The organism is Mycobacterium sp. SA01 (assembly GCF_041287105.1).
Classification (GTDB): domain Bacteria; phylum Actinomycetota; class Actinomycetes; order Mycobacteriales; family Mycobacteriaceae; genus Mycobacterium.
Map to the genome: position 1 here is coordinate 1 of NZ_JBGGNO010000004.1, position 20,021 is coordinate 20,021.

At 68.7% G+C, this 20,021-nt stretch carries 17 protein-coding genes and 1 pseudogene; 13 read left to right on the plus strand and 5 right to left on the minus strand.

Features of this window, described 5'->3' with window-relative positions:
• Nucleotides 1–352: 352 nt before the first annotated feature.
• Nucleotides 353–568: pseudogene (locus AB4879_RS00150) on the plus strand (transglycosylase family protein); the annotation flags it as partial.
• 200 nt (nt 569–768) lie between these two features.
• On the opposite strand, the gene AB4879_RS00155 reads toward AB4879_RS00150, so the two are convergent.
• The gene (locus AB4879_RS00155) at nt 769–1,935 is read right to left on the minus strand and encodes an FAD-dependent oxidoreductase (RefSeq protein ID WP_370505921.1); all 1,167 of its coding nucleotides are present in this window, start codon (nt 1,933–1,935) and stop codon (nt 769–771) included.
• Nucleotides 1,936–1,971: 36 nt separating this feature from the next.
• On the opposite strand from AB4879_RS00155, the gene AB4879_RS00160 reads away from it, so the two are divergent.
• The 12 genes from AB4879_RS00160 to proB all read left to right on the plus strand — a co-directional run bounded on the left by AB4879_RS00160 (nt 1,972) and on the right by proB (nt 17,544).
• Nucleotides 1,972–3,957, plus strand: a complete 1,986-nt coding sequence (locus tag AB4879_RS00160; RefSeq protein ID WP_370505922.1) for an alpha/beta fold hydrolase — start codon at nt 1,972–1,974, stop codon at nt 3,955–3,957.
• A gap of 24 nt (nt 3,958–3,981) precedes the next feature.
• Nucleotides 3,982–5,241, plus strand: a complete 1,260-nt coding sequence (locus AB4879_RS00165; RefSeq protein ID WP_370505923.1) for a trans-acting enoyl reductase family protein — start codon at nt 3,982–3,984, stop codon at nt 5,239–5,241.
• A gap of 44 nt (nt 5,242–5,285) precedes the next feature.
• Complete coding sequence (locus tag AB4879_RS00170) at nt 5,286–5,876, plus strand: DUF937 domain-containing protein (RefSeq protein ID WP_370505924.1); 591 nt, start codon at nt 5,286–5,288, stop codon at nt 5,874–5,876.
• Nucleotides 5,877–5,940: 64 nt separating this feature from the next.
• Complete coding sequence (locus tag AB4879_RS00175) at nt 5,941–8,592, plus strand: valine--tRNA ligase (protein ID WP_370505925.1); 2,652 nt, start codon at nt 5,941–5,943, stop codon at nt 8,590–8,592.
• A complete protein-coding gene (locus AB4879_RS00180; RefSeq protein WP_370505926.1) occupies nt 8,589–10,019 on the plus strand; it encodes a folylpolyglutamate synthase/dihydrofolate synthase family protein in 1,431 nt (476 codons plus the stop codon). The genes AB4879_RS00175 and AB4879_RS00180 overlap by 4 nt, the downstream gene beginning before the upstream one ends.
• 50 nt (nt 10,020–10,069) lie before the next feature.
• Nucleotides 10,070–10,408 carry a DUF4233 domain-containing protein gene (locus AB4879_RS00185; protein WP_102805784.1) on the plus strand — a complete coding sequence of 113 codons (339 nt, stop codon included), beginning with the start codon at nt 10,070–10,072 and terminating at the stop codon, nt 10,406–10,408.
• 71 nt (nt 10,409–10,479) lie between these two features.
• Complete coding sequence (gene ndk / locus AB4879_RS00190) at nt 10,480–10,893, plus strand: nucleoside-diphosphate kinase (protein ID WP_102805783.1); 414 nt, start codon at nt 10,480–10,482, stop codon at nt 10,891–10,893.
• A 285-nt stretch (nt 10,894–11,178) separates the two neighbouring features.
• The gene (locus AB4879_RS00195) at nt 11,179–14,145 is read left to right on the plus strand and encodes a ribonuclease E/G (protein ID WP_370505927.1); all 2,967 of its coding nucleotides are present in this window, start codon (nt 11,179–11,181) and stop codon (nt 14,143–14,145) included.
• Nucleotides 14,146–14,304: 159 nt separating this feature from the next.
• Nucleotides 14,305–14,628 (plus strand): 50S ribosomal protein L21, encoded by a 324-nt coding sequence (gene rplU, locus AB4879_RS00200; protein WP_036344397.1) that lies wholly within the window; start codon nt 14,305–14,307, stop codon nt 14,626–14,628.
• Nucleotides 14,629–14,647: 19 nt separating this feature from the next.
• Nucleotides 14,648–14,911 carry a 50S ribosomal protein L27 gene (rpmA, locus tag AB4879_RS00205; RefSeq protein WP_036344398.1) on the plus strand — a complete coding sequence of 88 codons (264 nt, stop codon included), beginning with the start codon at nt 14,648–14,650 and terminating at the stop codon, nt 14,909–14,911.
• A gap of 87 nt (nt 14,912–14,998) precedes the next feature.
• On the plus strand, nt 14,999–16,447 hold the full coding sequence (gene obgE / locus AB4879_RS00210) for a GTPase ObgE (protein ID WP_370505928.1): 1,449 nt from the start codon (nt 14,999–15,001) through the stop codon (nt 16,445–16,447).
• Nucleotides 16,444–17,544, plus strand: a complete 1,101-nt coding sequence (proB, locus tag AB4879_RS00215) for a glutamate 5-kinase (RefSeq protein WP_370505929.1) — start codon at nt 16,444–16,446, stop codon at nt 17,542–17,544. Before obgE ends, proB begins: the two co-directional genes overlap by 4 nt.
• On the opposite strand, the gene AB4879_RS00220 is transcribed toward proB, so the two are convergent.
• The 4 genes from AB4879_RS00220 to AB4879_RS00235 form a co-directional block, all read right to left on the minus strand.
• On the minus strand, nt 17,541–18,377 hold the full coding sequence (locus AB4879_RS00220) for an NAD-dependent protein deacetylase (RefSeq protein ID WP_370505930.1): 837 nt from the start codon (nt 18,375–18,377) through the stop codon (nt 17,541–17,543). The genes proB and AB4879_RS00220 overlap by 4 nt on opposite strands.
• A gap of 19 nt (nt 18,378–18,396) precedes the next feature.
• On the minus strand, nt 18,397–18,972 hold the full coding sequence (locus AB4879_RS00225) for a YdcF family protein (protein WP_370505931.1): 576 nt from the start codon (nt 18,970–18,972) through the stop codon (nt 18,397–18,399).
• Nucleotides 18,973–19,048: 76 nt separating this feature from the next.
• Entirely contained in the window at nt 19,049–19,282 is a 234-nt protein-coding gene (locus AB4879_RS00230; RefSeq protein WP_370505932.1) for a hypothetical protein, read from the minus strand.
• A 164-nt stretch (nt 19,283–19,446) separates the two neighbouring features.
• A complete protein-coding gene (locus tag AB4879_RS00235) occupies nt 19,447–19,986 on the minus strand; it encodes a cysteine hydrolase family protein (RefSeq protein WP_370505933.1) in 540 nt (179 codons plus the stop codon).
• Nucleotides 19,987–20,021: the final 35 nt, after the last annotated feature.

Sequence of the window (20,021 nt, forward strand, 5' to 3'; positions counted from 1 at the left end):
CTCTGCGTGGCGCTGGGGCTCAACACCTGGACCGGTTACTTCCCGACCGTGCAATCCGCCTGGGATCGGCTCACCGGAACCGAATCGCCGCGCTTCATGATGACCCGGCGCCACCCTTATTTCTCGGGCCACTTCCTTATCAAAATTCTCAGAAAAATCAATCGACACGCCCGTAACAACTGCATCACGCGCTGCGATTCACATCACAGCGGCACACCAGTGCCCCCTTTGTCGGGAAGGGACAACACCAATGAGCACTCTGCGCAGGATCATCACCCTCTCAGTCATCTCCGCCGCCCTCGGCCTCGCCGGGTTCGTTCTGAGCATCGGAAACGCCAGCGCAGACAGCGGTGTGAACTGGGACGCGGTCGCACAGTGCGAGTCGGGTGGCAACTGGGGCGCCAACACGGGCAACGGCTTCTCCGGCGGCCTGCAGTTCAGCGACGCCACCTGGAAGGCCAACGGCGGCATCGGCAGCGCGGCCCACGCCTCCCGCGAGGAGCAGATCCGGGTCGCCGAGAACGTCGCCCGCAAGCAGGGCATGGGCGCCTGGCCGACGTGCGGCCAGGCCGCCGGAACGCCCGCCTTCGCCACCCCCGTTTCCACCGGTGCCGCCCCGGCCCAGGGTGGGGCCTGCGCCAACGTGATGAGCGGCCCGTTCAAGTCCATCGACTTCAACAAGATGTGCCAGGCCTTCCACGACCCGGGCCGCGCGATCGCCAACGCCCTCGGCCTTCGCTGATCTATCGCTGACGACGCCCAGCCGGCTCAGGCCGACCGGGCGTCGTCGCATGTGGGGAGCCGAAAAGCCGACCGCGCGGCGATCGACGCCAGGCGGCGGGTCACCACCACCTCCGGCACCACCACCGTGGCCCTGCTTGCCAGTGCGCTCAGCGCCGCGGGGCGCAGGTTCACCAGCCGACCGATCAGCCGCGATTCAGCGGCGATGCCGTGCACCCGGCGGCGGCGGAACGATTCGAACGCGGCGAACGCCCTCGGCAGGTCGGGGGACAGGTCGACGAACGCGCCCAGCACGGCGGCATCCTCGAGCGCCTGGCACCCGCCCTGACCCAGGTGTGGTCGCATGGGGTGGGCGGCGTCGCCGACCAGCACCACCGGGCCCACCGCCCAGCGTCGGGCGGTGCTGCGGTCGTACAGGTCGTTGCGCAGTACCGCGCTGGGGTCGGTGGCGGCCAGCATGGCCGGGATCGGCGCGGCCCACGATGCGAACTTTTCGCGCAAGTAGCTGAGCTCGCCCTGCGGCGCCGACTCGCCCTCGGCGGCACGCTCGGTGGCGAACCAGTACGTCCGCTGGCCGCCCATCGGCACATGGCCGACCTCAGCCCCCGCGCCCATCGTCTCGCCGGCCAGGTCGGGGTCGATGGACATCGAGGCGACACCGCGCCACGCCGTGTATCCGGCGTAGCGGTGCATCAGCGGACCGTTGAGATGGCGCGCCACCACCGAGCCGGTGCCGTCGGCGCCGACCACCGCGTCGACGTCGCGGGTCGTGGAATCCGTCAGATGAAGCCGCATCCGGGGACCGGACGAGCTGAGCTCGCGAACCCCCACCCCCTCGACGACGGTGCCCGGCGACAGGGCGCCGGCCAGAACGTCGCGCAGCGCTGCGCGCTGAAGCACCACCAGCGGCTCACCCAGCGCCGTGACGATCCGCTCACCGGCCGGGCGGCGCAACCACCGGCCGTCCTTCCAGCGGATGGCCCCCGCGGCGATCCGGCCGCCCGCGGCCCGCACCTGATCGCCGAGACCGAGATGGTCGAGGGCGGCCAGAGCGTTCGGCCAGATACTGATGCCCGCACCGGACCCGGTGTCGGTGCGCTCTTCGATCACGGAGACGGTATGACCACGCCGGGCCAGCGCCGCGGCGGTGGCGAGCCCGGCGATGCCCGCCCCGACAACTGCGATCTCGGCCATGTCCCGAACCTAACCGGCGTGTGCTACCAACGGGACATGACCTCGGGCCCATTCGACGATCTCGACGACTACATCGCGCTGCCGCGGGTTTCCGGGCTGGCGGTGTCGGCCGACGGGTCACGTGTCGTCACGTGCGTCGCCGAACTCAACGCCGCCAAGACCGAATACATCACCGCGTTGTGGGAACTCGACCCGGCCGGTGCGGCGCCGGCCCGCCGGCTGACGCGCGGCGCCAAGGGCGAAGCCGCGCCGGCGTTCACCGCCGACGGCGATCTGTTGTTCACCTCGGTACGGCCTACTGAGGATGATGACAAGCCGCCGGCCGCACTGTGGCTGCTGCCCGCCGCCGGCGGGGAGGCCGTCCAGCTGGCCGAGCTGCCTGCCGGGATCACCGCTGTCCGGACCGCGCGCAACGCGGCCGCCGTCGTCGTCGGTGCGCCGCTGTTGCCATCGGCCGACACCGTCGACGACGAGCGCCGGTTACGAAAACTGCGCAAGGACAACAAGATCAGCGCGATCCTGCACACCGGGTATCCGGTGCGGCACTGGGACTGCGATCTCGGCCCGGATGAGACGCATCTGTTCCGTGTGGCAGCAGACGGCGAGCTCACCGACCTGACCCGTGAGCCCGGGCCGGCGCTCGGTGAGGCGGACTTCGCCGTCAGCCCGGACGGCACCTTCGCGGTCGCGACCTGGCGGGTGTCCGCGCCGCGCGCCGCCCTGCGATCGATGCTGGTGCGCATCGACCTGGCGACGGGTGAGCGCTCGGTGATCGCCGAGGATCCCGCCGCCGACCTGGAACACCCGGCCATATCACCGGACGATACGGCCGTGGTGTTCACCCGTGAGACCGTCTCGACGCCGCACCAGGCGCCACGAATTACGGTGTGCCACTTGGATCTGCGGTCGGGAGAGTGGACGCAGCTGGCAGCCGGGTGGGACCGGTGGCCGGCATCGGTGACCTGGACGCAGGACGGTTCCGCGGTTCTGGTCACCGCCGACGACAACGGCCGCTGCCCGATCTTCGAGATCGGATTGGACGGCGACGTCCGCCGGATCACCGACGACGACTTCAGCTACTCGAACGTCACCGCCGCACGTGACGGCACCATCTACGCGCTGCGAAGCTCCTACGCGGCGCCGCCACATCCCGTACGCGTCGACTCGCACGGTGCGCTCAGCGTGCTGCCGTGCGTGGAATTGCCTGAGCTGCCCGGCGAATTGACCGAGACCGTCGCGACCACCGCCGACGGCACGACGGTGCGGTCCTGGCTGGTGTTGCCGTCCGGCGGGCAGGGACCCGTGCCGCTGCTGCTGTGGATTCACGGCGGACCGCTGGGCAGCTGGAACGTGTGGTCGTGGCGGTGGAATCCGTGGTTGATGGCGGCGCGCGGGTACGCGGTGTTGCTGCCCGACCCGGCGCTGTCCACCGGGTACGGGCAGGACTTCATCCAGCGCGGGTGGGGCGCCTGGGGCGGGCCGCCCTACGAGGATCTGATGGCCGCCGTCGACGCCGCGGTGGCGCACCCGCGCATCGACGCCGGGCGCACCGCGGCGATGGGTGGCTCGTTCGGCGGCTACATGGCCAACTGGGTGGCCGGTCACACCGATCGCTTCGCGGCGATCGTCACCCACGCCAGCCTGTGGGCGCTCGACCAATTCGGCCCCACCACCGACGGCGCCTACTACTGGGCCCGCGAGATGACACCGGCCATGGCACAAGACAATTCGCCACACCACTTCGTCGAGCACATCACCACCCCGATGTTGGTGATTCACGGCGACAAGGACTATCGCGTGCCGATCGGCGAGGCGCTGCGGCTGTGGTACGAGCTACTGACCGCCTCCGGGCTCCCCGCCGCCGACGACGGCACGTCGGTGCACCGGTTCCTGTACTTCCCGTCCGAGAACCACTGGGTGCTCTCGCCGCAGCACGCCAAGATCTGGTACCAGGTGGTCACCGCGTTCCTGGCCGAACACGTCCTGGGCGAGCAGGCGCAGTTCCCCGAAACGCTGGGCTGACCCGCCCCCGGTAAGTTGGCCACCATGACCTCAGCGGAGCGGGAATTCGACATCGTCGTCTACGGGGCCACCGGATTCGTCGGCAAGCTCACCGCCGAATACCTGGCCCGTTCCGGCGGTGACGTCCGGGTGGCCCTGGCCGGTCGATCGCCGGACAAGCTGCTGAAGGTGCGCGAGACGCTCGGCGAATCGGCGCAGAACTGGCCGATTTTGACCGCCGATGCCGCCTCCCCGTCATCGTTGGCCGACATGGCCGCGCGCACGCGCGTCGTCATCACCACCGTCGGCCCCTACAGTCGCTACGGCTTGCCGCTGGTCGCGGCGTGCGCCGCGGCAGGCACCGACTACGCCGACCTCACCGGTGAGGCGATGTTCGTGCGGCAGAGCATCGACGACTACCACAAGCAGGCCGTCGACACCGGCGCCCGCATCGTGCATGCGTGCGGATTCGATTCCATCCCTTCGGATATGAGCGTGTTCGCGCTGTACCGGCGGGCGCAGACGGACGGCACCGGCGAACTCGGCGACACCGACTTCGTGCTGCGCGGATTCTCGGGAGGAGTGTCGGGCGGCACGGTCGCCTCGATGATCGAGGTCTTCCGCGCCTCGTCGAACGATCCCAATACCCGGCGCATGCTTTCCGATCCGTACACCCTCACCCAGGACCGCGGTGCCGAGCCGGAACTGGGTCCGCAGCCCGACCTGCCGTGGCGGCGCGGCCGCGAGATCGCGCCCGAACTGGCCGGGGTGTGGACCACGGGCTTCGCGATGGCGATGTACAACACGCGGATCGTGCGGCGCAGTAACGCGCTTCTGGAGTACGCCTACGGACGCCGGCTGCGCTACGCCGAGTACATGAGCGTCGGCTCGTCGGTCGCAGCGCCGGTGGTGTCGGCGGTGGCCAGCGCGGCCAACAACGGCGCCGTCGCGCTGGGCAGCCGGTTCTTCCGGCTCCTGCCGCGCCGGTTGGTCGAGCGCATCGCCCCCAAGCCCGGCACCGGACCCAGCGAGCAGGCCCGCGACCGCGGCTACTACCGCGCCGAGACGTACACCACCACCACGACCGGCGCGCGGTACTGCGCCACCATCGCCCAGCAGGGCGATCCCGGATACAAAGCCACCTCGGTGATGCTCGGCGAATGCGGCCTCGCGCTGGCACTCGACCGTGACAAGTTGTCGGATCTGCGGGGTGTGCTGACGCCCGCCGCGGCCATGGGTGACGCCCTGCTGGACCGTTTTCCCGCCGCCGGGATTTCCCTGCAGACGGTGCGCCTCGACGGCTAGTGTCAGCTGGGCGTGCCGCACATCCAGCAATGAAGGTGGACATCATGGCCGGTCTCGACGATCTCTACAGCCAGATTCCCGTCGCGGATATCGCCAGCAGGCTCGGTGCGCCTGAGGGGGAAGTGAACCAGGCGATCCAGACCCTGGTGCCCGCCCTCGTCGGCAGCATCCAGCACAACGTCGTCTCCGACGACATCGACTCCAGCACGCTCGAATCGGCGATCGCCTCGCAGGCCGGTAGCGGGCTGCTCGACGGCGGCGTGAACGTCGACCAGGTCGACACCGGGGCGGGGGAGCAGTTCGTCGCGCGGATCTTCGGCGGAAACGACACCAACCAGGTGGCCTCGGCGCTGGCCGGATCCGGTGCGGGCGGCGGGGACCTCATCAAGAAGCTGCTGCCGATCCTCATCCCCATCGTGCTGGCCTATCTGGGCAAGCAGGCCGGTGGCTCGGGCCAGGCCGGGGCGTTCGGCGGCGGGCTCGGTGACGTGCTGGGCAGCATCCTCGGTGGCGCCGGCGGCGGAGCCGGGGGCGGGAACAACCCGCTCGGCAGCATTCTGGGCAACGTGCTGGGCGGTAAACAGGGCGGCGCCATCGGCGACATCCTCGGTGGGCTGCTGGGCGGGAAAAAGTAGCGCGGATTTCCGTCGCACTGCGGGCGGTACGAAGCAGCCCGAGGCGCGTTCCTAGAATTGTCGGGTGACCACCACTGACGACTCTCGCGCCGACGCCCTCCCCAAGTCGTGGGATCCGGGGGCGGTAGAGACGCAGATGTATCAGGGCTGGGTCGACGCCGGTTATTTCACGGCCGACGCCACGAGCGGTAAGCCGGCGTATTCGATCGTGTTGCCGCCGCCCAACGTCACCGGCAGCCTGCACATGGGCCACGCCTTGGACCACACGCTGATGGACGCGCTGACCCGGCGTAAGCGCATGCAGGGCTACGAGGTGCTGTGGCTGCCCGGGATGGACCATGCCGGCATCGCCACCCAGAGCGTGGTGGAAAAGCAGCTCGCCGTCGACGGCAAGACCAAAGAGGACTTCGGCCGCGAGCTGTTCGTCGAGAAGGTGTGGGACTGGAAGCACGAATCCGGTGGCACCATCGGCGCCCAGATGCGCCGCCTCGGCGACGGCGTCGACTGGAGCCGCGACCGGTTCACCATGGACGAGGGCCTGTCTCGGGCGGTACGCACGATCTTCAAGAGGCTCTACGACGCCGGGCTGATCTACCAGGCCGAGCGGCTGGTCAACTGGTCGCCGGTGCTGGAGACGGCGATCTCGGATCTCGAGGTCAAGTACTCCGACGTCGAGGGCGAGCTGGTGTCCTTCCGGTACGGATCGATGAACGACGACGAGCCGCACCTGGTGGTGGCCACCACCCGGATCGAGACGATGCTCGGCGACACCGCGATCGCGGTGCATCCCGACGACGAGCGCTACCGGCACCTCGTCGGCCAGAGCTTGCCGCATCCGTTCCTGGACCGGCAGATCATCATCGTCGCGGATGCGCACGTCGACCCCGAATTCGGTACCGGCGCAGTCAAAGTCACCCCGGCGCACGACCCGAACGACTTCGAGATCGGCATGCGGCACAACCTGGCGATGCCGTCGATCATGGACACGAAGGGCCGGATCGCCGACACCGGAACGCAATTCGACGGCCTCGACCGCTTCGAAGCCCGGGTCAAAGTGCGTGAGGCACTCGCCGAAGAGGGTCGCATCGTCGCCGAGAAGCGGCCGTACCTGCACAGCGTCGGGCATTCTGAACGCAGCGGTGAGCCGATCGAGCCCCGGCTGAGTCTGCAGTGGTGGGTGAAGGTCGCCTCGATGGCGAAGGCGGCCGGTGACGCGGTGCGTCAGGGCGACATCGTCATTCACCCGAAGAGCCTGGAGCCGCGTTGGTTCGGCTGGGTCGATGACATGCACGACTGGTGCATCTCGCGCCAGCTGTGGTGGGGGCACCGCATCCCCATCTGGCACGGCCCCGACGGCCAGAAGGTCTGCGTCGGTCCCGACGAGACCCCGCCGGACGGCTGGGAGCAGGATCCCGACGTCCTGGACACCTGGTTCTCCTCGGCGCTGTGGCCGTTCTCCACGATGGGCTGGCCTGAGCGCACCGCCGAGATCGAGAAGTTCTACCCGACAAGCGTTCTGGTCACCGGATACGACATCCTGTTCTTCTGGGTCGCCCGCATGGTCATGTTCGGCACGTTCGTCTCGGGCGACGAGGTCATCACCCTCGACGGTGCGCGTGGTCCGCAGGTGCCGTTCGAGAACGTCTTCCTGCACGGGCTGATCCGCGATGAGCACGGCCGCAAGATGAGCAAGTCCCGCGGCAACGGGATCGACCCGCTGGACTGGGTGGAACTGTTCGGCGCCGACGCGCTGCGATTCACCCTGGCCCGCGGGGCCAGCCCGGGCGGCGACCTGTCCATCGGCGAGGACGCGGCCCGCGCCTCGCGCAACTTCGCCACCAAGCTGTTCAACGCCACCCGGTTCGCGCTGATGAACGGCGCGGCCCCGGCACCGCTGCCCGACCTCGCCGAGCTCACCGACGCCGACCGCTGGATCCTCGGCCGCCTGGAAGGGGTTCGCGCCGAAGTGGATTCGGCCCTCGACGGTTACGAATTCAGCCGGGCCTGCGAATCTCTCTACCACTTCGCCTGGGACGAGTTCTGTGACTGGTATCTGGAGCTCGCCAAAGTGCAGCTCTCCGAGGGTCTTTCGGACACCACCGCAGTGCTGGCCGCAGTGCTGGACACCCTGCTCAAGCTGCTGCACCCGGTGATGCCCTTCGTCACCGAAGCGTTGTGGAAAGCGCTGACGGGTGGGGAATCGCTGGTGATCGCCGGGTGGCCGACCGCCTCCGGTGTGGCCCTGGATCAGGTTGCCGCCCAACGGATCGCCGATGTGCAGAAGCTGGTGACCGAGATCCGGCGGTTCCGCAGCGACCAGGGCCTGGCCGACCGGCAGAGGGTCCCCGCCCGGCTGACAGGTCTCGACGCGACCGGCCTGGGCGGCCAGGTCGCCCCGGTCGCCGCGCTGGCATGGCTGACCGATGCGAGTGCGGACTTCAATGCCAGCGCGCACATCGAGGTGCGGCTGTCTGCCGGCACCGTCAACGTGGAGGTCGACACCTCCGGCACCGTCGACGTGGCCGCCGAACGCCGCAGGCTGGAAAAGGACCTGGCCGCCGCCAACAAGGAATTGGCCGGAACCACAGCCAAACTCGACAACGAGGCGTTCCTGGCCAAGGCGCCGGACGAGGTGGTGGCCAAGATCCGTGGTCGCCAGCAGCTGGCCACCGAAGAAGTCGAGCGGATCACCGCCCGGCTGGCTGCGCTGGCATGACCGAGCCGCTGGACTGGCGACACGAGACCCCGCCGCCCACACCCGACGAGATCGCCGCACTGCTGCAGGTGGAGCACCTGCTCGACCAGCGTTGGCCGGAGACCAAACTGGAGCCCAGCACCGCGCGCATCGAGGCGCTGATGGAGATGCTCGGCTCACCGCAGCTGAGCTACCCGTGCATCCACATCGCCGGGACCAACGGCAAGACGTCGGTGGCCCGCATCGTTGACGCGCTGCTGACCGCGTTCAGTCGGCGGACCGGACGCACCACCAGCCCGCACCTGCAGTCGGCGGTCGAGCGCATCGCGATCGACAACGAGCCGATCAGTCCGGCCCGCTACGTCGAGGTCTACCGCGAGATCGAACCTTTCGTGCACCTCGTCGACGCTCAGTCGCAACAAGACGGTGGCCCCGCGATGAGCAAGTTCGAGGTGCTGACCGCGATGGCGTTCGCCGCCTTCGCCGACGCGCCCGTCGACGTCGCCGTCGTTGAGGTGGGGATGGGCGGACGCTGGGATGCCACCAACGTCGTCGATGCACCGGTCGCCGTGATCACCCCGATCGGCATCGACCACGCCGAATACCTCGGCGACACCATCGGCGAGATCGCCGCCGAGAAGGCCGGCATCATCGGGGCGCCGCGCGGCGATCTGGTGCAGACCGACACCGTCGCGGTGATCGGTCGCCAAGCCCCTGAAGCGATGGAAGTGCTTCTGGCTCAAGCGGTCAAGTCCGACGCAGCCGTCGCGCGGGAGGATTCCGAGTTCGCGGTCCTGGGCCGCCAGGTCGCCGTCGGTGGACAGGTGCTGCAGCTGCAGGGCCTGGGCGGGGTGTACTCCGACATCTTCCTGCCGCTACACGGGGAGCATCAGGCCCACAACGCCGTGGTCGCGCTGGCCGCGGTCGAGGCGCTGTTCGGTGCCGGGGCCGACCGCCAGCTCGACGTCGACACGGTGCGAGCCGGGTTCGCCGCGGCCGCCAGCCCGGGCCGTCTCGAGCGGATGCGCAGCGCCCCGACGGTGTTCCTCGACGCCGCCCACAACCCGGCCGGCGCCGCCGCACTGGCCGACGCGCTGACGTCCGAATTCGATTTCCGGTTCCTGGTCGGGGTGCTGTCGCTGATGGGGGACAAGGACGTCACCGGCATCCTCACCGCGCTGGAGCCGGCCTTCGACCAGGTCGTCGTCACCCACAATGGATCACCCCGCGCGCTCGAGGTGGATGCGCTGGCGCTGCGGGCCGAGGAGATCTTCGGCCCAGACCGAGTGGCGCGGGCCGACACGCTGGCCGACGCCATCGAGATCGCCACCGCGATGGTCGAGGATTCCGCCGCCGACGAGGTGCTGTCCGGGGCCGGAATCGTCATCACCGGGTCGGTGGTGACCGCGGGCGCGGCGCGCACCCTATTCGGGAAGGACCCGCAGTGAGCGAGACCCCGGCGGCTCCGCCGGATCCCTGGAAGAGCTTCCGCGGCGTCATGGCCGGCACCCTGATCCTCGAGGCGATCGTCGTGCTGCTGGCGCTGCCGGTGGTCAACATGGTCGGCGGCGGGCTGACCGGCTGGTCGATGGCCTACCTGGTGGGGTTCGCGGTGTTCCTGGTGCTGCTCGCCGGCATTCAGGGCAGGCCGTGGGCCATCTGGTGCAACCTTGCCGTGCAGCTGATCCTGGTCGCCGGGTTCTTCGTCTACCCGGCGGTCGGCATGGTCGGACTGTTGTTCGTCGCGGTGTGGGCGATCCTCGCCTACCTGCGCGCCGAGGTGCTGCGCAGGCAGCGCCGCGGGCTGCTGCCCGGCCAGCAGCAACCGCCCGAATGACGGGTACGCTGTGCGCCGTGTCTGCGCCGGTGACGGTGCTACAGCGATGCGATGAGGAGGAACGGCGCCAGATGACGACCGAGCGGACCCTGGTTCTGATCAAGCCCGACGGCGTGCAGCGGCAGGTGGTCGGGGAGATCATCAGCCGAATCGAACGCAAAGGCCTCACCCTGGCTGCCCTGGAGCTCAAGCAGGTCAGCGACGAGCTCGCCCGCGCGCACTACGCCGAACACGACGGCAAGCCGTTCTTCGACTCGCTGCTGGAGTTCATTACCTCCGGCAAGGTGGTCGCGGCCGTCCTGGAAGGCCCCCGCGCGATCGCGGCGTTCCGGCAGCTCGCCGGTGGTACCGACCCGGTCGAGAAAGCCACGCCCGGCACCATCCGCGGCGACTTCGGCCTGGAAACCCAGTTCAACCTCGTGCACGGCTCGGACTCCCCGGAGTCGGCCGAACGCGAGATCAACCTCTGGTTTCCCAACTTCTGAACACACTTCCCACGCCACTGTCGTCCGAACCGCCCCCGCGGTGTGGGATACTGGCTGCGGATGAGCCCCTAAAGCCCATCCGGATGAAGACTTACGACGTGCGCGACCACCACCTGGTGAGGCGCCGACCGTCACAGCCGTCATTCAGCCAGGCACCGAATTCGTTCGTTATGAGCCGTTCGGAGCGAGACCAATAAACAAGCCCGGGGAAAGTTACCGGGCACATAGCGGAAGCCCTCGCGTGGCCGCGTCGACCTGACGCGCCCGGGGGCTTGAGGAGAATACGTGGCCAACGATGACCTCTATCAGGATCTACCCGAAAACCCCACCTCGTCACAGTGGGAACCCCCGGCACCAGCCGCGGGTGACGAGTTGCCCGAACGCTTGAGAGTGCATTCGCTGGCTCGGGTGCTCGGCACCACCAGCAGGCGCGTGCTCGACGCCCTCAGCGAGCTCGACGGTCGCACCCGCAGCCCACACTCCAGTGTCGACCGCACCGATGCGGTTCGGGTGCGCGACGTGCTGGCGGCGGCTGCTCCCGAGGACACCGCCGGCGAGCCCGTCGAGGCCGCTGCAGTCGTGGCGGAGGAGACCACCCCCGAGGCGGCTCCCGACATGCCCGACGTCGCCGAGACGCCCGACCCGGCCGAGGAGCCGGAGTCGCGGCTGATCCTGGAGACAGCATCCTTCGAGACCGAGACCGAGACCGAGACCGCCGAGACGGTTGAGACCGTCGAGCAGGCGGCCTATATGCCGCTGTTCGTCGCCCCGCAGCCGGTCGAGGCGGAACGCAAGCCCCGAGCCGTGGTGGTCGAGGACGACGACGAGGACGAGGACGACGACGAGGAGTCCGCCGCCGAGTCCGATGACGACCAGTCCGAACGTCCCGCCAACCGCCGCCGCCGTCGGGGACGCCGCGGCCGCGGCCGCGGACGGGGTGAGCAGGGCGGCGCCGATGGTGAAAACGGCGACGACTCCGAGGCGGGCGATGAGAGCGCCGAATCCGGCGACGAGTCCGAGAGCGACGACGACGACAGCGACGACGAGACCAGCACCGGTGAGGGCGCGACCCGCCGGCGCCGTCGGCGGCGACGCCGCAAGACCGGCGGCGGTGACGATTCCGACAACGGATCGTCCGACGACCCGCCGAACACCGTCGTCCATGAACGTGCCCCGCGTGCCAAGGCCGAGCGTGACCCGGACGCGATCCAGGGCATCAGCGGTTCCACCCGTCTGGAAGCCAAACGCCAGCGCCGCCGGGACGGCCGCGACGCCGGTCGCCGGCGCCCACCGATCCTGTCCGAGGCTGAATTCCTGGCCCGCCGGGAGGCCGTCGAACGCGTGATGGTGGTGCGCGACAAGATCCGCACCGAACCGCCGCACGAGGGCGCCCGCTACACCCAGATCGCGGTCATGGAAGACGGCGTCGTCGTCGAGCACTTCGTGACCTCGGCCGCCTCGGCGTCCCTGGTCGGCAACATCTACCTCGGCATCGTGCAGAACGTGCTGCCCTCGATGGAGGCGGCGTTCGTCGACATCGGCCGCGGCCGCAACGGCGTGCTCTACGCCGGTGAGGTGAACTGGGAAGCCGCCGGCCTCGGCGGCGCGCAGCGCAAGATCGAACAGGCCCTCAAGCCCGGCGATTACGTCGTCGTCCAGGTCAGCAAGGATCCAGTCGGACACAAAGGCGCCAGGCTGACCACTCAGGTGTCACTGGCCGGGCGCTACCTCGTCTACGTACCGGGTGCCTCGTCGACCGGGATCAGCCGCAAGCTGCCCGACACCGAACGTCAGCGGCTCAAGGAAATCCTGCGCGACGTGGTGCCCGACGACGCCGGCGTGATCATCCGGACCGCCTCGGAAGGCGTCAAGGAAGAAGACATCCGCGGCGACGTCACCCGGCTGCAGGAACGCTGGACCACGATCGCGGCGGAGGCCGAGCGGGTCAAGGGAAACAAGGCCGGTGCTGCGATCGCGCTCTACGAAGAGCCCGACGTGCTGGTCAAGGTCATTCGCGACCTGTTCAACGAAGACTTCTCCGGGCTGATCGTCTCCGGTGACGACGCCTGGCAGACCATCAACGACTACGTCAGTTCCGTTGCGCCCGACCTGGTTTCGAAGCTGACCAAGTACGAGCCCGCGGGCGGGCCCGACGGTCCGGATGTGTTCGCCGTCCACCGCATCGACGAGCAGCTGGCCAAGGCGCTGGACCGCAAGGTGTGGCTGCCCTCCGGCGGCACGCTGGTAATCGACCGCACCGAGGCGATGACAGTCGTCGACGTCAACACCGGCAAGTTCACCGGGGCGGGCGGCAACCTCGAGCAGACCGTCACCAAGAACAACCTCGAAGCGGCCGAGGAGATCGTGCGCCAGCTGCGGCTGCGCGATATCGGCGGCATCGTGGTGATCGACTTCATCGACATGGTGCTGGAGTCCAACCGTGACCTCGTGTTGCGGCGACTCACCGAGGCGCTGGGCCGGGATCGCACCCGCCATCAGGTGTCGGAGGTGACGTCGCTGGGCCTGGTCCAGCTGACCCGCAAGCGGCTGGGTACCGGGCTGGTCGAGGCGTTCTCCACCACTTGTACGCACTGCAGCGGCCGCGGCATCGTGCTGCATGCCGATCCCGTCGACACCACCCAGGCGGCCGGGCGTAAGTCCGAGTCCGGCAATGGCGGTGGCGGTGGCGGCGGCGGCGGTGGACGGCGCGGCAAGCGGGGCAAGCGTGGCCGCGCCGAGGAGGCGCCGGTGGCGAAGGTGCCCCAGCACAGCACCGAGCATCCGATGTTCAAGGCGATGGCAGCGGCCAACGGCAAGCACGAGGATGACGAGGCCGAAGAGGAACTGGCCGACGAGATCGAGCGGGAGACCGAGGCCGAGGAATCGGACGACACCGCCGAGCAGGTCGCCGACGAGGACCTCGATGATGACTCGGACGACGACGACGACGATGACTCGGACGACGACGACGGTGACGACTCGGACGACGGTGACGACTCGGACGACGACGATGACTCCGACGACGAGGACGAGTCCGACGACGACGATGACGAGATCGACGTCGACCTGGACGAAGACGACGAGGACCTCGACGAGGTCACCCTCGATGTGGATGACGACGACGAGGACGACGACGACTCCGACGACGACTCCGACGGCTACCAACCGGTCGTGACCTCGGCACCTGCGGCCCCGGCGCGCCGGCCGCGGCGCCGGTCGGCGGCCCGACCAGCGGGCCCGCCGACGTCCTAGGGTGGCGGTTTGACCCTCCCGGTGCTGGTCACGTACCCTTGACCAGTTGTCGCCAGGCGTCCGTCGCCGGTGGCAGCGGGCTCAAGATCCCGCACCCCAAGACCCGCGCACGCAGCTTCGGTTAGCGCGCGCCCGCAGAGCAAGAGCGAAGGACCCACAATGGCAGGCGATAAGGTCACGTACGCAATCGTCAAGACCGGCGGCAAGCAGTACAAGGTCGCCGTCGGCGACATCGTCAAGGTCGAGAAGCTCGAGGTCGAGGCCGGCGCTTCCGTTTCGCTGCCCGTCGCCCTCGTGGTCGACGGCGCCACGGTGACCACCGACGCCAAGGCCCTGGAGAAGGTCGCGGTCACCGGTGAGGTGCTCGAGCACACCAAGGGCCCGAAGATCCGCATCCACAAGTTCAAGAACAAGACCGGTTACCACAAGCGGCAGGGGCATCGTCAGCCGCTGACCGTGCTCAAGGTCACCGGAATCAAGTAGCGACAGGGAGCAATCTGACATGGCACACAAGAAGGGCGCTTCCAGCTCACGCAACGGTCGCGACTCCAACGCCCAGCGCCTCGGCGTCAAGCGCTTCGGCGGCCAGCTCGTCAAGGCCGGCGAGATCCTCGTCCGCCAGCGTGGCACCCACTTCCACCCCGGCGTGAATGTCGGTCGCGGCGGTGACGACACCCTGTTCGCCACGGCCCCCGGCCTGGTGGAGTTCGGCGTCAAGCGCGGCCGCAAGACCGTCAACATCGTTCGCGCCGCGCGACCGGAGTAGGTCTGGGATCGCGAGTGTGAATCCACTGCGAGGTCCAGACCCATAACTCGCATCAGATTCACACTCGACGATTGAAAGGACGCTCCGATGCCTCGTTTCGTCGACCGCGTCGTGATCCACGCGCGCGCGGGCAACGGCGGAAACGGCTGCGCGTCGGTTCACCGGGAGAAGTTCAAGCCACTCGGCGGGCCTGACGGCGGTAACGGCGGTCGCGGCGGCAGCGTCGTGCTGATCGTGGATCCGCAGGTGCACACCCTGCTCGACTTCCACTTCCACCCGCATGTCGCGGCGCAGTCCGGCACGCAGGGAATGGGCAGTAACCGCGAGGGGGCCAACGGCTCCGATCTCGAGGTGAAGGTTCCCGACGGCACCGTCGTGCTCGATTCCGACGGGCGGTTGCTGGCCGACCTGGTCGGTGCGGGCACCCGTTTCGTCGCCGCCGAGGGTGGGCGCGGCGGGCTGGGGAACGCCGCATTGGCGTCGCGGGCCCGCAAGGCTCCGGGGTTCGCGCTGCTCGGCGAGAAGGGCGAGGAACGCGAACTCACCCTGGAACTCAAGACGGTCGCCGACGTCGGTCTGATCGGCTTCCCGTCGGCGGGCAAATCCTCACTGGTGTCGGTGATCTCGGCGGCCAAACCCAAGATCGCGGACTACCCGTTCACCACGCTGGTGCCCAATCTCGGTGTCGTGTCGGCCGGTGACCACACGTTCACCGTCGCCGACGTCCCCGGGTTGATTCCCGGTGCCTCAGAAGGCCGCGGTCTCGGCCTGGACTTCCTTCGTCACATCGAACGCTGCGCCCTGTTGGTGCATGTGGTCGACTGCGCCACTTTGGAACCGGGCCGCGATCCGATCTCCGACATCGACGCGCTGGAAGCCGAACTGGCCGCGTATCGCCCGACGCTGCAAGGCGATACGACGCTGGGGGATCTGGCCGACCGGCCGCGGGCGGTGGTGCTCAACAAGATCGACGTACCCGAAGCCAGGGAACTGGCCGACTTCGTGCGCCCCGACATCGAGGCGCGCGGCTGGCCGGTCTTCGAGGTGTCGACGGTGAGCCGGGAAGGCTTGCGCGAGTTGACTTTCGCGCTGTGGGACATGGTGGCGGCCTACCAGGCTGCCCAGCCCGAGGTGGTGCCGCGCCGCCCGGTGATCCGGCCGGTCCCGGTCGACCAGACCGGGTTCACCGTCGAGGCCGACCCGCACAACTCCGGCGGTTTCGTGGTGCGTGGCGTGCGGCCCGAACGGTGGATCGCTCAGACGAACTTCGACAACGACGAAGCCGTCGGCTATCTCGGCGACCGGCTGGCCCGCCTCGGGGTGGAGGATCAACTGCGCAAACTCGGCGCCAAACCGGGCTGCGCGGTCACCATCGGCGACATGACGTTCGACTGGGAGCCGCAGACTCCGGCTGGTGTTGACGTCGTACCGACTGGCCGTGGCACCGATGCCCGGCTGGAGCAGACCGACCGGATCGGTGCCGACGAGCGCAAGGAGGCGCGCCGCCAGCGTCGGGAGCACGAGGGCGAGGCGTGAGCCAGTACCGCGACGCCGTGCGCTCGGCGCGCAGCGTCGTCGTCAAGATCGGCACCACGGCACTGACCACGAAATCCGGGTTGTTCGACGCCGGCCGGCTGGCGAAGCTGGTCGAGGCGATCGAGGCACGGATGAAGGCCGGCTCCGACGTCGTGATCGTGTCCTCGGGTGCGATCGCCGCCGGGATCGAGCCGCTCGGGCTGAACCGGCGCCCCACCGATCTGGCGACCAAGCAGGCCGCCGCCAGTGTCGGTCAGGTCGCGTTGGTCAACGCATGGAGCGCGGCGTTCGCCCGTTATGACCGCACCGTCGGCCAGGTGCTGCTGACCGCACACGACATCTCGATGCGGGTGCAGCACACCAATGCTCAGCGGACACTGAACCGGCTGCGCTCACTGCACGCGGTGGCGATCGTCAACGAGAACGACACCGTGGCCACCAACGAGATTCGCTTCGGTGACAACGATCGGCTCTCGGCGCTGGTGGCTCACCTGGTCGGCGCCGACGCGCTGATCCTGCTGTCCGACATCGACGGGCTCTACGACGCCGACCCGCGCAAGTCGGACGCCCGCTTCATCCCGGAAGTGACCGGGCCGGACGACCTCGGCGGGGTGGTGGCCGGTGAAGGAAGCCGGCTGGGTACCGGCGGGATGCGCTCGAAGCTGTCCTCGGCGCTACTGGCCGCAGACGCCGGAGTTCCGGTTCTGCTGGCCGCGTCGGTCGACGCCGCGGCCGCACTGACCGACGCATCGGTGGGCACGGTGTTCGCGCCGCGGCCCGACCGGATGTCGGCGCGGAAATTCTGGGTTCGCTACGCCGCCGAAGCGTCCGGCGCATTGACGCTCGATCCCGGGGCGGTCCGTGCGGTGGTCAAGCAGCGCCGGTCGCTGCTGGCCGCGGGCATCACCGGGGTATCGGGCCGGTTCTTCGGCGGTGACGTGGTCGAACTGCGCGATACCGACGGTGAGATGGTCGCCCGCGGGGTGGTGGCCTACGACGCCGGTGAACTGACCACCATGATCGGCCGCTCGACCTCGGACCTGCCCGCCGAAATGCGCCGTCCCGCAGTGCACGCCGACGATCTGGTGGCCGTCTAGGTCGCGGAGGTCAGGCCGGACAGTTCGTCGGCCAGCAGCGCCAGCATCGGTGAACAGCCGCTGTCCACGGTGACGGTGGCCAGCGCGTCACCGCGGGTGGCGCCGCGGTTGATGATCGCGATCGGCATGCCCAGCGCGGCGGCGTGGCGCACGAACCGGTAGCCGGAGAACACCGTCAGCGAGGACCCGGCCACCAGCAAGGCATCGGATTCGTCGACCAGTGAATATGCCTGGGCCACAACATCTTTGTGCACACTCTCGCCGAAGTAGACGATGTCGGGCTTGAGTATCCCGCCGCACGACGGGCAGTCGATGAACCGGAACGACTCGGTGTCGGTGACCATGGCGTCCGCGTCGGGGGCGACGGCAATACCGCCGAGCCGTTCGGCGCGTTCGGCGAATCCCGGGTTGGCCGCCTCGAGTTCGTCGGCCAGCGCCGCGCGCGACATGGTGTACCCGCAGTCCAGGCACACCACCTGCGCGTAGGTGCCGTGCAGGTTGATGACATTGCGGCTGCCCGCCTTGGTGTGCAGCAGGTCAACGTTCTGAGTGATGATGCCGGTGACCACGCCGGCGCGCTCCAGATGGGCCAGCGCCCGGTGCCCGGCATTGGGCATGGTCTGGGCCATGTGGCGCCAGCCCAGATGATTGCGGGCCCAGTAGCGCTGCCGGAACGCCTGACTCGAAGTGAACTGGCGAATCGTCATCGGATTTGCCGGCGGCGAATCCGGGCCGCGATAGTCGGGAATGCCCGAGTCGGTGGAGATCCCGGCGCCGGTGAGCACGGCCACGCGCCGGCCCGCCAACAACGAGACCAGTTCGGGGCTTTCCACGCCCTCCAGAGTAGGCGGGCTAGCCGAAGTTGGTGAGTGGGCTCAATACGTCGTGAGCGAACTGCGTGATGTTCAGCGTCGGGTTGCCGTCCGGATAGCTCACGGTGGCCAGCAGATTGGCGCCGGCGTCGACGAAATCGCCGTCAGCACGACCCTGATGGGTCGACGACGTCACCAGGATGATGCCCGAGGTGCCGGCCTTCTTGGCCAGCGGCACCGAGAACTGGGCGTTCTGCACCGTGCTGTTGGCCCGGTCCTCGACGATGATCCGGCTGTCCGGGAAGTTCAGCATCAACAGCATCCGGCGCATCTGGGCGGCTTCGGTCACGCCGTTCTGCGGGTTACCCCCGGTGACGATGATCGGGGAGTGCGGGTACATCTGCGCCACCGCGAGCCCGGTCAGCACCCGGCGCCGCAGGATCATCCGCATCGAGCCGTCCGGCAGCAGGCCGTAACCCAGAACGACGATTGCCGGGTTGGAGAAGTCCTTGGCGGCCACCGGTTCGGCCTGGGCGGCAGCCGGCAGGATCTCGCCGATCAGCGTGGCGACGACAAGGAGCACGGCGCCGCAGGCGGCTTTCCATCGACGTCGCACTCTTCCTCCGACCCAGGTGAACTTGCTGCTTGCCTCATCGTGCGGGCGCGGACGGTCGTTACGGGCGCGTCAGGGTTCACAGCCGTTCCATGGCACGTGCCATGGCGGAGGGCTCTAGGAAGTCGTAGTGGGCGACAAGTCGACGATGGCTGACAGGAGCCTCATGAGCCGCCCGGTGCGCGGCGATCCAGCGCGAGACCATGCCCGCCTTGGCGGGCGCAGAGATGGCGGCAGCGGTCAGCAGTTTCGCCTCGTGTTCGGTGACCAGGACGGTCGGCCGGGTGTCGACGACTCGCGGCGACGGGTGCATAGGCGCATGAACAGACAACATTTCGATCCCCCGATCTGGCAGGCCGGCGATTTCCGGCCGGTGAGGAAAACCTACGACCGGTTCGGCCCGATCGAGCGCGTAGAGCCCTACTCGAAACGGGCTCTGCTCAACCTGTTTGGCGCGCTGACGGGCACCTGCGCCGGTCAGGGCAGGCACGTGGTTGCGGCGACGATCTCGGCGCTCATGTTGCGTTCCATCATCGCCAGGGCGGCCGCGCCGAGGTCCGAATCGATGTGCGCCACCGCGTCTTTGGGCACCATCACCGAGTAGTGGCGGACGTAGGCGTCCAGGGCGCTGTAGAGGATGCACTGTTCGGTGACTTGGCCCGTGAGGATCACCTTGTCGACGTCGAGCCGAGTCAACAGGTAGTCCAGCGGGGTGGCGTAGAAGGCGCTGTGCCGCACCTTCGTCATGATCCGGGCGCCCGAGTGCGGGGCGATGGGGCGGACCAACTCCGGCCGGGCCCCGTCCAGGGCGTTTCGAACGAGGTCACTGGGCTCGGCGGTGAAATCGCCGTAGTTGTCGTTGACGTAGATCAACTCGACGTCGTCACGGTCCCTGGCCTCGGTGATCGGGTCGGCCAGGGGTTCGACGATGTCGGTGACGTTGCCGGCCAGCATGTCGGCGTCGGGATGTTGGTAGGCGTTGAGCATGTCGACCACCAACAGCGCGGTATTGGACATGTCCCGGCGACTACCCGCTCAGGGGCGAACGACAC